The sequence below is a fragment of the Novosphingobium sp. EMRT-2 genome, from assembly GCF_005145025.1.
Classification (GTDB): domain Bacteria; phylum Pseudomonadota; class Alphaproteobacteria; order Sphingomonadales; family Sphingomonadaceae; genus Novosphingobium.
In genome coordinates this window covers 3,639,600-3,652,928 of the sequence record NZ_CP039695.1, presented here as the reverse complement: position 1 = coordinate 3,652,928, position 13,329 = coordinate 3,639,600, and the positions used below count along the sequence as shown (strand labels likewise).

The following is a 13,329-nucleotide window of genomic DNA, read 5'->3' as shown; positions in this document are numbered from 1 at the left end:
GTATGGCGCTTAAATTCTCCCGCCTCACCCGCCCAGCGATTCGCGCGCTCGAAAAGGGCCAGCGCATCCATGAACACGGCATAACCGCCGAGCGGCTGACAAGCGGCGACGTTCGTTACAGCGTCAACGTCATGATCGATCGGCAGCGCGTGCACCGCGTCATCGGCCGCGAGAGCGAGGGCGTGACCAGAGAGCAGGCAGAGCGAGCCATCGAGACGTTGCGCACGCGCGCCCGAGAGGATCGCCTTGACCTGCCCACCGGGCGCAAGACGCACAGGACATTCGCAGAGGCCGCGACGGAGTACCTACAACGCCTTGAGGAAACCTTGTCCGAGGGACAGAAGGGATTCCACGACCTGCCCAACAAGCGGCGGAACGTGGACAAATACCTATCGCCCTATTTCGGCAAGCACCGCGCCGACAAGATCACGTCCTTTCTGGTGAAGCACTACCAGCGCAAGCGGCTGGACGACGGCGCCAAGCTGGCATCGGTCAACCGAGAGCTTGCGACCCTCTCCCACATGATGACGGCCATGGTCGGTTGGAAATGGATCAAGGACACAGACCGGCCCAAGATCGAGAAGGCCGAGGAACCGCGCAAGAAGATCGTGGTCTTGTCCGAGGCCAACGCCGAAGCCTTGTTCAAAGGGGCCGCAGGGGATCAGGACGCTTCGACCTGGCTATTTGTCGCAATCGGTCTGAACACCGCCATGAGGCATAGCGAAATCCTGCGCATTCGATGGGACGACATCGACTTTGACCGCAGGCGAATCGACATTCCGAGGGCGAAGGCCGGCCAGCGCGTCCAACCTATCACGGCGACGCTCGCCGACACGCTGCGCAAGGAACGTGAGCGCCGGCCGAAGGGTGAGGTCTGGCTGTTCCCGGCCACCCGCGACGACACCAAGACGCCGCACCGCCGCGATATGGACCGCCAGTTTCAGCGGGCAGTCATTCGCGCCAAGCTGGACCCTGCAAAGGTGACGCCGCACGTCATGCGCCACACCGGGATTACCCGCCTTGTCATGGCTGGCGTGGACCTTCCCACGATCCAGAGAATCAGCGGGCATAAGACGCTCGCGATGGTGATGCGGTATGTGCACCTGACCGACGATCATATCGACAAGTCGATTGAGGCCATCGAGACCGGTTTTCTCGACACGATTGCACCAGAACTACACACGGGCACCGATTCGCCCCCACGGCGCAAACCGCGCCTTTCCCTTGCAAAAGGCTGATTTTGCTAAGGAAAGGCCGGTGGTGGACAGGGCTAGATTCGAACTAGCGTACGCTTGCGCGGGCAGATTTACAGTCTGCTGCCTTTAACCACTCGGCCACCTGTCCACACCAGTGCTGCCGGTGCGAGGGTTCCCCGGAAACGGGTCCGCCTCTGATTTGAGACCCCCGCGAAGGGGCCGTCCGGCCGAGAGGCGGCCCCTTTGGCGAAGCATCGCTTGCCTGTCAATGGGGCGACTGGCAGGAGGCACACGATATTTTCGCATTCCAGCATAAAGGTACTCTCCATGGCCGCTCCCCACGATCATCGCGAAGCCCGGCAAGACGGACAGCGCAAGGGCCGCGCCCTGCGCGGCCGCGCGGGGCGGATGCAGGGCGGACGGGGTAGCGGACGCGGCAGCCAGGGCACCGTGCGCCTGTGGGGCCGCCACGCCGTCGAAGCGGCCCTGACCAATCCCGATCGCGTGGCGAAAAAACTGTGGGGCACGCGCGAGGCGATCCAGGCGATGCTCGACGATCACGACGCCGAACTGCCCGCGTCGCTGCCGGTGGAATATGCCCAGGCCGCCGATCTCGGCCGGCTGGTGGCGCGCGACGCGCCGCACCAGGGCCTGGTGCTCGAATGCCTGCCGCTGGACGACGTGGCGCTGGACGACGTGCTGGACGAGGCCGACGGCCGGACGCTGGTGCTGCTCGACCAGGTCACCGATCCGCACAACGTGGGCGCCATCCTGCGCAGTTGCGCGGCATTCGGCGTGGCGGCGATCGTCACGCAGGATCGCCATGCCCCGCCCGAATCGGGCACGCTGGCCAAATCGGCCTCGGGCGCGCTCGAAACGGTGCCTTGGGTGCGCGTGGTGAACCTCGCCCGCGCGCTCGAAAGCATCGCCGAAGCTGGATACTGGCGGATCGGCCTGGATGGCGATGGCAAGGATGCCTTCCCGCAGGCGGTGCCGACCGGCCCCGTCGCGCTGGTGCTGGGGGCCGAAGGCGAAGGGCTTCGGCACAACGTGGCGCAGCATTGCGATTCGATCGCGCGCTTGCCGATCTCCTCGGCGATCGAAAGCCTGAACGTGTCCAACGCCGCCGCGATCGCGCTCTACGCGATCGCCACGCGTGCAGCCGACTGAACCGAAAGGGAGAGAGCCCGTGAGCACGAAACGTCTGGTCGCCAGCGCGCTGCTGATACTGACATCGCTGGTGCTGGCCGCCTGCATGCTGCTGCCCGGCAAGTTCGGATCAGACCTGACCCTGCACCGCGACGGCACGTTCAGCTTCAGCTACAAGGGGGAGATATTCCTGCTTCCGCTATCCAAGCTGGCGCAGGACAAGCCGTCCGGCGTGGGCGAGAAGAAGCCGTTCACCCCTTCTCCCTGCCGGGATGAGGGCAGCGACGCCAGCCGGCCCTGCACCAAGGCCGAAGTCGACGCCCAGCGCGCCGCGTGGGACGTCGCGCTGCCCGCGGCAGCGCAACGCGACGCGGAGAACGAACGCATGGCCAAGGCGTGGCTTGGCGGGCTGGACCCGTCCGATCCGAAAGCCGCCGATGCGTTCGCGGAACGCCTGTCACGCCAGGCGGGCTGGAAATCGGTGATCAATCGCGGCGACGGACGGTTCGAGGTGGAATATGCCGTCAGCGGTCGGCTCGACCACGATTTCAGCTTTCCCATGATCGAACGGATGCCGGCGGTGATGCCCTTCGTCACGATGATCCGCCGCGCCGATGGCAGCGTGCGGATCGACGCCCCCGCCTTTGCGAGCAGCGCCTCGGCATCCCCGCTCATGGCGATGCTGGCGGAAGTGGCCAAGGACAAGGCCAAGGGCGGCGGCTCCACCTTGCCGCAAATGGACGGCACGTTCACGCTGCATACCGACGGCGCGATCCTGGCGAACAACACCGACGAAGGCGCCAGGCCCGATCCGGCCGGGCAGCGGCTGGACTGGAAAGTCGATGCCCGGTCAGCCGCGATGCCGACGGCGCTGATCCGGCTCGATCGATAAGCTTCAACCCCAAAAGGAAAACCGCGCCTATCACATGACCGGCGCGGTTTTTCTGTGGTCAGACTTCCAGCAATGGCCGGGCTTCTGCCGGCGCGACCCGTTCGCGCCCGGCGGCCCGGCTCGCTATCAGTTCACCGCGTCCTTCAGGCCCTTGCCCGCCTTGAACTTCGGCTGCGACGAGGCCTTGATCGACATCGGCTCGCCCGTGCGCGGGTTACGGCCGGTCGAAGCCTTGCGCTTGGCGACCGAGAACGTGCCAAAACCGACCAGACGCACTTCGTCGCCCTTCGAGAGCGCCCCGGAGATGGATTCGAAAACGGCTTCCACCGCCTTCGTGGCATCACCCTTCGAGAGGCCGCTGGCATCGGCGACAGCGCTGATCAAATCGTTTTTGTTCATTGCGGAACCCCCTACCTTTTCTTGGGAAAACTGCGGTTTCGGAATCGCCTTTCGGGTGCGCGGGAATTGAGCGGAGAAAGAATCCGCTGTCAAAGACAAAAGCAACGAGAAACGTTGAATTTGTCTCAAAAACCAACGCATTTCCCGCAAAAGGAAAGGCGCACCCCCATGCGGAGATGCGCCCCCTGATGATTGCGGCTTCGCGGACGTCCCGCGAAGGGGTCCGTCAGTGCGCGGTGGTGGAAGCCGGCTGGCCTCCCACAGCGGCTCCCGGCTGGCTCGCCAGATCGTCCGCCTCGGTCCACTCGATCGGCTCCAACGGAGCCGCCAGCGCCAGCGCCAGCACTTCATCCACGTGCTTTACCGGAATGATATCAAGGCCTTCCCGGATATTGGCCGGAATTTCAGCCAGATCCTTGCGGTTCTCTTCCGGGATCAGCACGGTCTTGATGCCACCCCGCAACGCCGCGAGCAGCTTTTCCTTCAGGCCACCGATGGCCAGCACGCGGCCACGCAAGGTCACCTCGCCCGTCATCGCCACGTCCGCGCGGACGGGAATGCCGGCCAGGGTCGAAACCATCGCGGTGACCATGCCGATGCCCGCGCTTGGCCCATCCTTGGGCACCGCGCCTTCGGGGAGGTGAATGTGCAAGTCCTTGCGCGCGAAAAGCGAAGGCTTGATGCCATAGGCAGGGCTGCGCGCCTTGACAAAGCTGAACGCCATCTGGACGCTCTCGCTCATCACCTCGCCCAGCTTGCCGGTCGTGCGAACGCCGCCCTTGCCCGGCACCGTCACGCTTTCGATCGTCAGCAGTTCGCCGCCCACTTCGGTCCATGCCAGCCCGGTCACCGCGCCGACCTGGTTTTCCTCGTCGGAAACGCCATGGCGGAATTTGCGCACGCCGGCATAGTCGGCCAGATTTTCGGGCGTCACAGTGACGGCCTTGGCCTTGCCTTCCAGTATCTGGCGCAGCGATTTGCGCGCAAGCCGGGCAATCTCGCGCTCCAGCGTGCGCACGCCGGCTTCGCGGGTGTAATAGCGGATCAGGTCGCGCAGCCCGGATTCGGTCAGTTCGAACTCGCCCTTCTTCAATCCGTGCGCCTCGACCTGCTTGCCCACCAGATGGCGTTGCGCGATCTCGACCTTCTCGTCTTCGGTATACCCTTCGAGCCGGATGATCTCCATGCGATCGAGCAGCGGCTGCGGCAGGTTGAGGCTGTTCGCGGTGCAGACAAACATCACGTCCGACAGGTCCACGTCGAGTTCGAGGTAGTGATCCTGGAACTTGGCGTTCTGTTCGGGATCGAGCACTTCGAGCAGCGCCGACGCCGGATCGCCGCGGAAGTCCTGCCCCAGCTTGTCGATCTCGTCGAGCAGGAACAGCGGGTTCGAGGTGCCCGCCTTGCGCAGGTTGGTCACGATCTTGCCCGGCAGCGAGCCGATGTAGGTGCGCCGGTGGCCGCGAATTTCCGCCTCGTCGCGCACGCCGCCCAACGACTGGCGCACGAACTGGCGCCCGGTGGCCTTGGCGATCGACTTGCCCAGCGAGGTCTTGCCCACGCCCGGAGGGCCGACGAGGCACAGGATCGGCCCCTTCAACTTGTTGGTGCGCGCCTGCACGGCCAGATACTCGACGATGCGGTCCTTGACCTTGTCGAGCGCGTAGTGGTCCGCATCGAGCACCGACTGCGCCGCCGCGATATCCTTCTTCAGCTTGCTGCGCTTGCCCCACGGCAGGCCCAGCAGCACGTCGAGGTAATTGCGGATGACCGTGGCCTCGGCGCTCATCGGCTGCATGGTCTTGAGCTTCTTCAGCTCCGCCTGCGCCTTGGCGCGCGCTTCCTTGGGCAGCTTGAGCCGGTCGATCTTGTCCTGCAGTTCCTGAATCTCGTTGGCTTCACCATCGTCGCTGCCGCCGAGTTCGGACTGGATCGCCTTCAACTGTTCGTTGAGGTAATATTCGCGCTGCGTCTTCTCCATCTGCCGCTTCACGCGGCCACGGATCTTCCTTTCGACCTGGAGCACGCCGAGTTCGCCTTCCATGAAGGAAAGCACCATCTCGAGCCGCTTGAGCGGATCGTTCTCGGACAGCAGCGCCTGCTTGTCGGACACCTTGGCCGCGATCTGACCGGCAACGGCGTCGGCAAGCGGGCCCGCTTCGGTGATCTCGCCAAGCTGGCCAGCGGCATCGGGCGAAAGCTTCTTCGACAGCTTTGCATATTCACCAAACTGCTCGACGACCTGGCGCATCATCGCCTCGATCTCGGTGCTTTCGGCCTCGATCGCGTCGATGATCTCCACCTGCGCCATCAGCACTTCGCCGTTGGCGCCGGTTTCGGGCGTCAGCGCTTCCAGCCGCGCGCGGCTCGTGCCTTCGACCAGCACGCGCACGGTGCCATCGGGCAACTTCAGCAGTTGCAGCACCTTGGCGATCACGCCGGTGTCGTAAAGGTCGTCGCGATCGGGATCGTCGCAGCCGGGATCGAGCTGGGCGAGCAGGAAGATATCGCGTTCGCCCGCCATCGCGGCTTCCAGCGCCGCGACCGACTTCGCGCGACCGACGAACAGGGGCACGACCATGCCCGGAAAGACAACAATGTCGCGCAGGGGAAGCAAGGGGTACAGATTCATCAGCAACTTTTCCGTCTGTCCCGGATCAGGGCGCCGGGCTTGAGCAGGATATGGGAGGGCATTCCCGCGCCCGCAATGGCAAAACGCATAACGGCTGTGGATCGGTGCTTTTCAGCCCGCGCGCCTATCGCCTGTTCGCACGGCAAACCCGTAACCTCCCGGTCCGCCTCGGCCATACACCCCGCGCCTGGGCCACCATGGAAGCCAGCAAAGGCTTATCCACAGGACCATCCAGAGGCCTGGTCAGAGGCGGACCGTTCGCAACGCGAAACCGGCCAGAAGCAGCATGAAGCCCTGCAGGAACAGGTCCACCGCCAGCACGAGCCCCAGCACCCAGATCGTGTTCCACGGCCAGCCAAGTGCCAGCACCAGCGCCACGCCGATGCTGACGAGGCCGGAGAGCAGCAGCCAGCCCCAGCCCCGCTCGCGCGTGGCGATCGCGACATAGGCGCGCACCAACCCCGATGCGGCAAGGCTCGCCGCCAGCAACAGCGTCAACACGCCCGCAACGAACAGCGGATCGGCCAGCGTGACCAGCGCCGCGCCAATGTAGAGCAGGCCCGAGAGCGCCCACCACCATGTCCGCCCCTGACGCCGCACGCCGAACGCATGGACAAGCTGGAACACGCCGCCCGCGAACATCATGACGCCCACGGTGATGGTCGCGGCCAGCGTGGCGAACATAAGATTGGCCGACGCGAGCGCGCCAAGCATGGCCAGCACCACGCCCACACCCACAAACCATCCCCAGGCCCGGCCAGGGCGGTCATCGACAAACAGGCTGCTACCTATGATCTGTGTCATGCGAAGCGGCTCCCGATGCGGTGATACGGCGAATCCGAAGGCGCCACCCTAGCAGCTTTTTTCCCGGTGGCGTTGGCATCGATCAAAAGGGCGGCGACCATACCGCGGGCGCCTGCGGGGAAAGGACAGCGGCGGGTTGTCTGGCCCGCGCGCCGGTGGCATCGTGACCCCGCCATGCAGCGCATCACCATATCCGTCGACGAAACCCTCGCCACCTCGCTGGACAACATGGCACGCGAAAAAGGCTATACCAGCCGTTCGGAGGCGGTGCGCGATCTGGTGCGCGGCGGGCTGGAACAGTGGCACGGCGAAGCGCACACGGGCGAGCACTGCGTCGCCAACCTGTCCTATGTCGTGGAGCATCGCGTGCGCGCGCTGCCACAACGCCTCGCGGAAATGCAGCACGCCCACCATGATCTTGTCGCAGCGCGGACCACGGTGGTCCTCGATCATTACCACAGTCTTGAAAGCGTGATCCTGAAAGGTCCGACGCAGGCCGTGCGCGCCTTCGCCGATGCCATCCGGTCGGAACGGGGCGTGCGGTTCGGCGCGATCAACCTGCTGCGCGTGCAGCCCGACGATAGCCATGACCATGCGGACGACCACGTCCACCACGGCCACAAGCATCTGTCGCCCACGCTTTAGCACCCCGACCGCGCCGACAAATCCGGCGCTCGGCCACGCAGCGGCTCATCGACGCCCGCGCACTTTCCGCAGCGCGGCCAGAACATCGCGCCAGGATACCAGCTTGAAGTTCTGCGGCGCGGGCTGGTTGTGCCCGTCCTGCGCCACGAACAGCCCGGCGGGATAGTCCTTGCCGAAGCTGCCTGGCATCACGGCGATGCCATCGGTTTCCTCGGTGCCGCCGAACCGCCCCGCCACCACGCGGAAACGGCCCGCCGGCTTCATCGACGGCAGCTCGAACAGCGCATAGGCATTGTCGCCCTGGCTCGAAGCGATCAGCCAGCCGCCGTCGCGGCCCACCGGCATCAGCGCCAGACCTTCCACATCGTCGAACAGGTGCGCGCGATCGACCGTGGCGATGAGCGTGGCTTCGGCGGGGCGATCCGCGCGCGCATCGAACGCCCAGATGCCCCGGTCTTCCTCGCCCACGTAGAGCGTGCCCGTACGCGGATCGGCAACGCAGCCCTCGGTCTGGGTCGGCAACTGCATGGTTCGCACGATCCGGCCGGCCGGCGTCGCGCCGTCCAGCGCGATCCGCACCTGCACGATCGCCCCGTGCTTGAGCACGGAGAACGCGGTCAGCCCGGCCGCATCGCGAAGCAGGCACACGCCATAAGCCTCGCCAGCACCGCCCGTCACCGCGCCCAGCGGCCGCAGCTTGGCCGCCGCGGTATCGAGCCGCCAGACCTGCAGCTTCGCCTGCGCCTCGTCGTTGCGGTCGCTGGCCACGACGATCACGCCGGCCGCGCCCATGTCGATCAGGTCGTCGTTGTTGAGCCGCCCGGCCGCCGCGAAATCGCGCGCCTGGCCGTCCATGCCATAGACGTAGAGCCCGGCCTTCTTGTCGGTGCCGACGATCAGGCTTTCCCCCGGCCGCGCCGGATTGCGCCAGATCGCCGGATCGTCCGCCGCATCGCCCTGCGCCGTCGCCACCGGCGCCGTTTCCCCGCGCGCGGTGACTTCGACGGTGGGGATCGACAGCGGCGCGGCTGCTGCCAGTGCGGCGGTGCTCCAGATCGTCAGCAGCATCAGAACGTGACCCGGATACCGCCGCTGTAACGACGGCCGAAGCGTTCCCATTCGATCGTGTAGTTCTCGATCGCGCCACCGGTCTTGATCCCCTTGGCGTTGAGGATGCCCGAAGGATCGACGAAGCGGCGGCCCGGCTGGTTGAGCAGGTTCTGGGCGTCGAAGTAGATCTCGACATGCTTGTTCACGGCATAGCGCGCCGAGAAATCCATCTCGTCGTCCGCCGCCCAATAGGCATCGCCCGCGTCGGTCAGGGTATCGGCGATGCCATCCAGCCACTTGCTGCGCCGCTGGTACTGCAGCCGCAGCGAGAAGCCGTACTTCTCGTAATAGCCGCCGATGTTGTACACGAGGTCCGAGGTGTTCGGCAGGCGCACCTTGCGCCCCGGCACCAGCAGCGCGCCGGACGTGTCATATACCGCCGGCTTGCTGACCCTGCTGTTGTTCAGGGTGACGTTGGCGCTGATGCCGAACCCGCCCATCCAGGACGGGATGCCCAGCTGTTCCGCCCACGGTTCCAGCTGGAACTGCGCGGCCGCTTCCATGCCGTAGATGCGCCCGCTGCCGCCGTTGGTGATGCCCGAGAAGATGTAGCCCGAACGGTCCACCCCACCGATGTTCAGCGCGTCGGAACCGAACGTGCGCCGCTGGGAGTAGAGCACATCGGTCACTTGCTTGTAGAACACGCCAACCATCAGGTAGCCCTGCGGCTTCACGTACCATTCGAAATAGCCGTCCAGGCCCCACGCGCGTTCCGGCTTCACCGCCGGGTTGCCGCCGGAGATCGTTTCGTTGGCATCGTTGATCACCACGTTGGGACGCAGCAGATCGTAATCGGCCCGCGCGGCACCGGTGTTGAGCGACAGGCGCACCTTCTTGGTGTCGTCGAGGTTGTAGTTGACGTGCAGGCTGGGGAACACGAGCGTCTGGTCGGCCTCGGCCGTGATGCCGGTGGCGATGCCGCGGTTCTTGATGTGCTCCACCCGCGCGCCGCCGACGATCGAGCCCCAGTCATAGCGCAGCGTGCCCATCAGGTAGCCGGCGAACACCTGTTCGCGCACGTTATAATTATTGGCGATCTGCGGCACGAACGTGCCGACCTTGCGCGCCGCTTCCGAAGCCGCGCGCATTTTCGCGGTATCGAAATAGCGGAACGTATAGCCCGGCTGGATCTTGCCCATGAACGCCGTGTCGAGCGAGAACTGGTTGTAGTCCGTGGGGATGCCGGCGGCGGAGAACTGCGCCGACGTATCCAGCGTCAGCAGGTTCTCGTTGGCCACCTTGGTCCGCTGGTCGAACTGGAAGCCGGCCTTGAACGTGGCGTCCGCGCCCAGGAACCGCGTTTCGCGCGAAAGCGCCAGCCGGCCGGTGTAGGCCTTGGTGGTGTCCACCGCGTCGAGCACCGTGAAGGTGGCCAGCGGCTTGGTGAAGGTATCGATCGCGGTCACCTGCGATCCGGCCGTGTAGCGCGTAGGGCTGGAAAGCTGGGTGGTGGTGTACAGCGTCAGCGGCGAAAGGTTGGGGTCGGTGAAATCATAGGCCACGGTAGGACGCAGGTTGCGCGTGTTGGGGCTGTTCCACGAAGCTTCGCCCACCACCGAACGGTCATCCTTGGATTCGGTGTAGTTGCCCAGCCAGTCCAGCGTCCAGCCATCGCCGAACGCGTGCGTGCCCTGCAGCGTGTTGGTGAAGATCGATTGCTTGAACGCGCGCAGCGTCGACCGCTGGCGGATGTCGATGCCATAGATCGTGCCCTTCAGCGGCGTGTTGCCGATACACACGTCGGCATAACCGGAGGTCGTCGGCGCCGTGTTCACAGTGGCGTTGCACGCCGCGCTGTTGGCGACGAGATCGCCCTGCCGGTCATCCATGTCGAAGCGGTAGTTGTCGCGCGCCTCGTCGTCGGTGAAGATCGTGTAGATCGACCGCAGCGAAATGGTGTTGTTCGCGTCCGGCTTCCAGTCGAGCCGCCCGGAAACCGACCAGTTCTTGCGTGTCAGGCGGTAGAGCTTGTTTTCGGTTTCGTGCGTCCAGAAGCGGGTTTCGTAGCCCGGCCGCACGTCCTGGCTTACCTGCTCCCAGTCGTGCTCGAAATTGTCGGTGATCATCCGGCGCTCGTAGTAAGAGCCGGACACCAGCACGCCGATCTCGCCGCCGCCCACGTTGAAGCGGTCGGACAGCACCAGCGATCCTTCGTACTGCGGACGGCTGCCGTATTCGGCCACGCCCGCGCCGGCCTTGCCCGCGATGTGGAAGCCGGAATAATCGAACGCCGAGCGGGTGACGATGTTGACGTTACCCGCCACGGTCTCACCCGGCATGTCGGGCGTTACCGCCTTCGACACGATGATCTTGCCGGCGATGGCGGACGGGATCGAATCGAAGCGGGCGTTGCGCCCTTCCGGGCTGACCACGTTGATCCCGTCGAACGACAGCGTGGTCTAGTTCTTCGGCGCGCCGCGCAGGCTGATATAGCGCGCCTGCCCCTGATCGCGCTCCACCGCGATGCCCGGCAGGCGGCTGGCTGCCTGGGCGATGTTCTGGTCGGGCAAGCGCCCCACGCTGTCGGATGCGGCCACGGCCACCAGCGAATCCGACATCTTCTGCACTTGCAGCGCGGCTTCTTCGGATTCGACGATCGGGCGCGATCCGTTCACGACGATCTGCTCGCCCGCTTCTTCCTCGCCCGGAACGGCCGGCGCTTCCTGCCCATGGGCGGGCGCAACGGCCAGACCGCCGCAGGCGCTGGCCATCAGGATGGCACGATAGAACGCCCGGCGCGCTGCGCCGGGATGCGTGATCGAAAGCATGTACGGTCCCCACTTCTTTGACGGTCAGGGCCGCGCCTAGGGGGCGTATTTGACGGATTCGCGACGAAGGTTACCGATCCGTAATGATCCATTCACAAACCGGTCATCTTCCCGTTGAAAGGTAAAGTTTGTCATCGCAAAGCCAGACTTCTAAAGGCGGGCGAATGACCCAGACCGCCCCGCATTCATCATTTCCGCCGGCTGAAACCCTCTCGCCGGAAGCTCTGCGCGCCTGGACGCTGGAAGCGGTGCGGCGGATCGATGCCGATTTCACCCGCTCGGCCGAAACCCATCTGGTGCGCGTGGAACTGCCCCGCTTTCCCGGCATCACGCTCTATCTCAAGGATGAATCGAGCCACCCTACCGGCAGCCTCAAGCACCGCCTCGCCCGTTCGCTGATCCTCTATGCGCTGTGCAACCAGCAGATCGGCCCCGGCACCCCGCTGATCGATGCGACCAGCGGATCGACCGCCGTTTCCGAAGCCTATTTCGCCCGGCTTATCGGCCTGCCGTTCATCGCGGTGGTGCCGCACGGCACTTCTCCCGCCAAGATCGAGGCGATCCGCTTCCATGGCGGGGACGTCCATTTCGTCCAGAACGCCGGCGAAGTGACCGATGCCGCCCGCATACTGGCGCTGGAGACCGGCGGCCATTTCCTAGACCAGTTCACCAATGCCGAACGCGCGACCGACTGGCGCGGCAACAACAACATCGCCGACACCATCTTCCGCCAGATGCGCAACGAGGAACATCCGGTGCCCACGTGGATCGTCTGCGGCGCGGGCACCGGCGGCACCTCCGCCACGATCGGCCGCTACATCCGCTATGCGCGGCACGACACGCGGTTGTGCGTGGCGGACCCCCAAGGATCGGTGTTCCACCGCCATTTCGCCGACCGCTCGATCCGCGACCTTGGCTGCGGCAAGTGCTCGTGCATCGAAGGCATCGGCCGTCCGCGCGTGGAACTGTCGTTCGTGCCCCAAGTGGTCGATCGCATGATGGCCATTCCCGATGCCGGATCGATCGGCGCGATGCGCGCGCTCTCGCGCCGGATCGGTCGCCGCGTCGGCGGATCGACCGGGACCAACATCCACGCCTGCGCCGCCCTGATCGGGGAAATGGCGGCGGCCGGACAGGCCGGGTCGATCGCCACCATCCTGTGCGATTCCGGCGAACGCTATGCCGGGACGCATTATGACGACGCCTGGCTCGCGGCGAACGGCATCGACTGGCAGGCCGAGGACGAACGCATTTACGCGCTGTTGAGCTAGCGCCCCAGCCGCCCGATCAGCACGTCCGCCGCCGCGCTCACGTCGGCCCAGGCGCGCTCGAAGTCCTCGGCCTCGCCGTAGTAGGGATCGATCACCGCCGTCCCTTCGCGACCGGGCACGAGGTCCATCAGCAGGCCGAGCCGGGCCAGATGCCGGCGCGGGGCGATGGTCTGCAAGTCGCGCAGGTTCTGCGGATCGAGCGCGAAGATATGGCTGAAGCGCAGAAAATCCTCCGCCTTCGCCTGGCGCGCGCGATAGCCGGATATGTCGATGCCGTGGCGCCCCGCCTCGATGATCGCGCGGCGATCGGGCGGGCGGCCGACATGCCAGTCCCCGGTGCCGGCGGAATCGACCGTCACCGCGATCCCGGCCTCCGCGGCCCGCGCGCGCAACGCTGCCTCCGCCATCGGCGAACGGCAGATGTTCCCGAGGCACACGAACAGCACGGATGGCTGGTTCACAA

At 65.5% G+C, this 13,329-nt stretch carries 12 protein-coding genes and 1 tRNA gene; 5 read left to right on the top strand and 8 right to left on the bottom strand.

Going from position 1 to position 13,329, the window contains the following annotated elements; genetic code table 11:
* The first annotated feature begins 2 nt into the window (after nt 1-2).
* The gene (locus tag FA702_RS17665; protein ID WP_136957163.1) at nt 3-1,238 is read left to right on the top strand and encodes a site-specific integrase; all 1,236 of its coding nucleotides are present in this window, start codon (nt 3-5) and stop codon (nt 1,236-1,238) included.
* Nucleotides 1,239-1,258: 20 nt separating this feature from the next.
* Here the strand turns inward: FA702_RS17665 and FA702_RS17660 are convergent.
* Nucleotides 1,259-1,344, bottom strand: a tRNA-Tyr gene (locus FA702_RS17660).
* Between the two features lie 179 nt (nt 1,345-1,523).
* Between FA702_RS17660 and rlmB the strand changes: the two genes are divergently transcribed.
* Nucleotides 1,524-2,366, top strand: a complete 843-nt coding sequence (rlmB, locus tag FA702_RS17655) for a 23S rRNA (guanosine(2251)-2'-O)-methyltransferase RlmB (RefSeq protein ID WP_136957162.1) — start codon at nt 1,524-1,526, stop codon at nt 2,364-2,366.
* 19 nt (nt 2,367-2,385) lie between these two features.
* The gene (locus FA702_RS17650) at nt 2,386-3,237 is read left to right on the top strand and encodes a hypothetical protein (protein WP_136957161.1); all 852 of its coding nucleotides are present in this window, start codon (nt 2,386-2,388) and stop codon (nt 3,235-3,237) included.
* A gap of 126 nt (nt 3,238-3,363) precedes the next feature.
* On the opposite strand, the gene FA702_RS17645 is transcribed toward FA702_RS17650, so the two are convergent.
* The 3 genes from FA702_RS17645 to FA702_RS17635 all read right to left on the bottom strand — a co-directional run bounded on the left by FA702_RS17645 (nt 3,364) and on the right by FA702_RS17635 (nt 7,072).
* The gene (locus tag FA702_RS17645) at nt 3,364-3,636 is read right to left on the bottom strand and encodes an HU family DNA-binding protein (RefSeq protein WP_136957160.1); all 273 of its coding nucleotides are present in this window, start codon (nt 3,634-3,636) and stop codon (nt 3,364-3,366) included.
* 226 nt (nt 3,637-3,862) lie between these two features.
* Nucleotides 3,863-6,268: an endopeptidase La gene (lon, locus tag FA702_RS17640; RefSeq protein WP_136957159.1), complete on the bottom strand. Its 2,406-nt coding sequence runs from the start codon at nt 6,266-6,268 to the stop codon at nt 3,863-3,865.
* A gap of 243 nt (nt 6,269-6,511) precedes the next feature.
* Nucleotides 6,512-7,072, bottom strand: coding sequence for an HdeD family acid-resistance protein (locus FA702_RS17635; RefSeq protein ID WP_136957158.1), 561 nt, complete (start codon nt 7,070-7,072; stop codon nt 6,512-6,514).
* Between the two features lie 174 nt (nt 7,073-7,246).
* On the opposite strand from FA702_RS17635, the gene nikR reads away from it, so the two are divergent.
* Nucleotides 7,247-7,717 carry a nickel-responsive transcriptional regulator NikR gene (gene nikR / locus FA702_RS17630; RefSeq protein WP_136957157.1) on the top strand — a complete coding sequence of 157 codons (471 nt, stop codon included), beginning with the start codon at nt 7,247-7,249 and terminating at the stop codon, nt 7,715-7,717.
* Between the two features lie 45 nt (nt 7,718-7,762).
* Here nikR and FA702_RS17625 read toward each other — a convergent pair whose 3' ends face one another.
* From FA702_RS17625 to FA702_RS23290, 3 genes are read right to left on the bottom strand one after another with little or no spacing between them, the layout of a single operon-like run.
* Nucleotides 7,763-8,785 carry a phytase gene (locus FA702_RS17625; RefSeq protein ID WP_255504646.1) on the bottom strand — a complete coding sequence of 341 codons (1,023 nt, stop codon included), beginning with the start codon at nt 8,783-8,785 and terminating at the stop codon, nt 7,763-7,765.
* The gene (locus tag FA702_RS17620) at nt 8,785-11,199 is read right to left on the bottom strand and encodes a TonB-dependent receptor (protein ID WP_255504645.1); all 2,415 of its coding nucleotides are present in this window, start codon (nt 11,197-11,199) and stop codon (nt 8,785-8,787) included. The genes FA702_RS17625 and FA702_RS17620 overlap by 1 nt, the downstream gene beginning before the upstream one ends.
* Before the next feature lie 27 nt (nt 11,200-11,226).
* A complete protein-coding gene (locus FA702_RS23290; RefSeq protein WP_255504644.1) occupies nt 11,227-11,595 on the bottom strand; it encodes a hypothetical protein in 369 nt (122 codons plus the stop codon).
* 164 nt (nt 11,596-11,759) lie between these two features.
* Here FA702_RS23290 and FA702_RS17615 point away from each other — a divergent pair, with 164 nt between their 5' ends.
* Complete coding sequence (locus tag FA702_RS17615) at nt 11,760-12,866, top strand: PLP-dependent cysteine synthase family protein (RefSeq protein ID WP_136957155.1); 1,107 nt, start codon at nt 11,760-11,762, stop codon at nt 12,864-12,866.
* Here FA702_RS17615 and FA702_RS17610 read toward each other — a convergent pair.
* The gene (locus tag FA702_RS17610) at nt 12,863-13,327 is read right to left on the bottom strand and encodes a low molecular weight protein-tyrosine-phosphatase (RefSeq protein ID WP_136957154.1); all 465 of its coding nucleotides are present in this window, start codon (nt 13,325-13,327) and stop codon (nt 12,863-12,865) included. The genes FA702_RS17615 and FA702_RS17610 overlap by 4 nt on opposite strands.
* Nucleotides 13,328-13,329 lie beyond the last annotated feature (2 nt).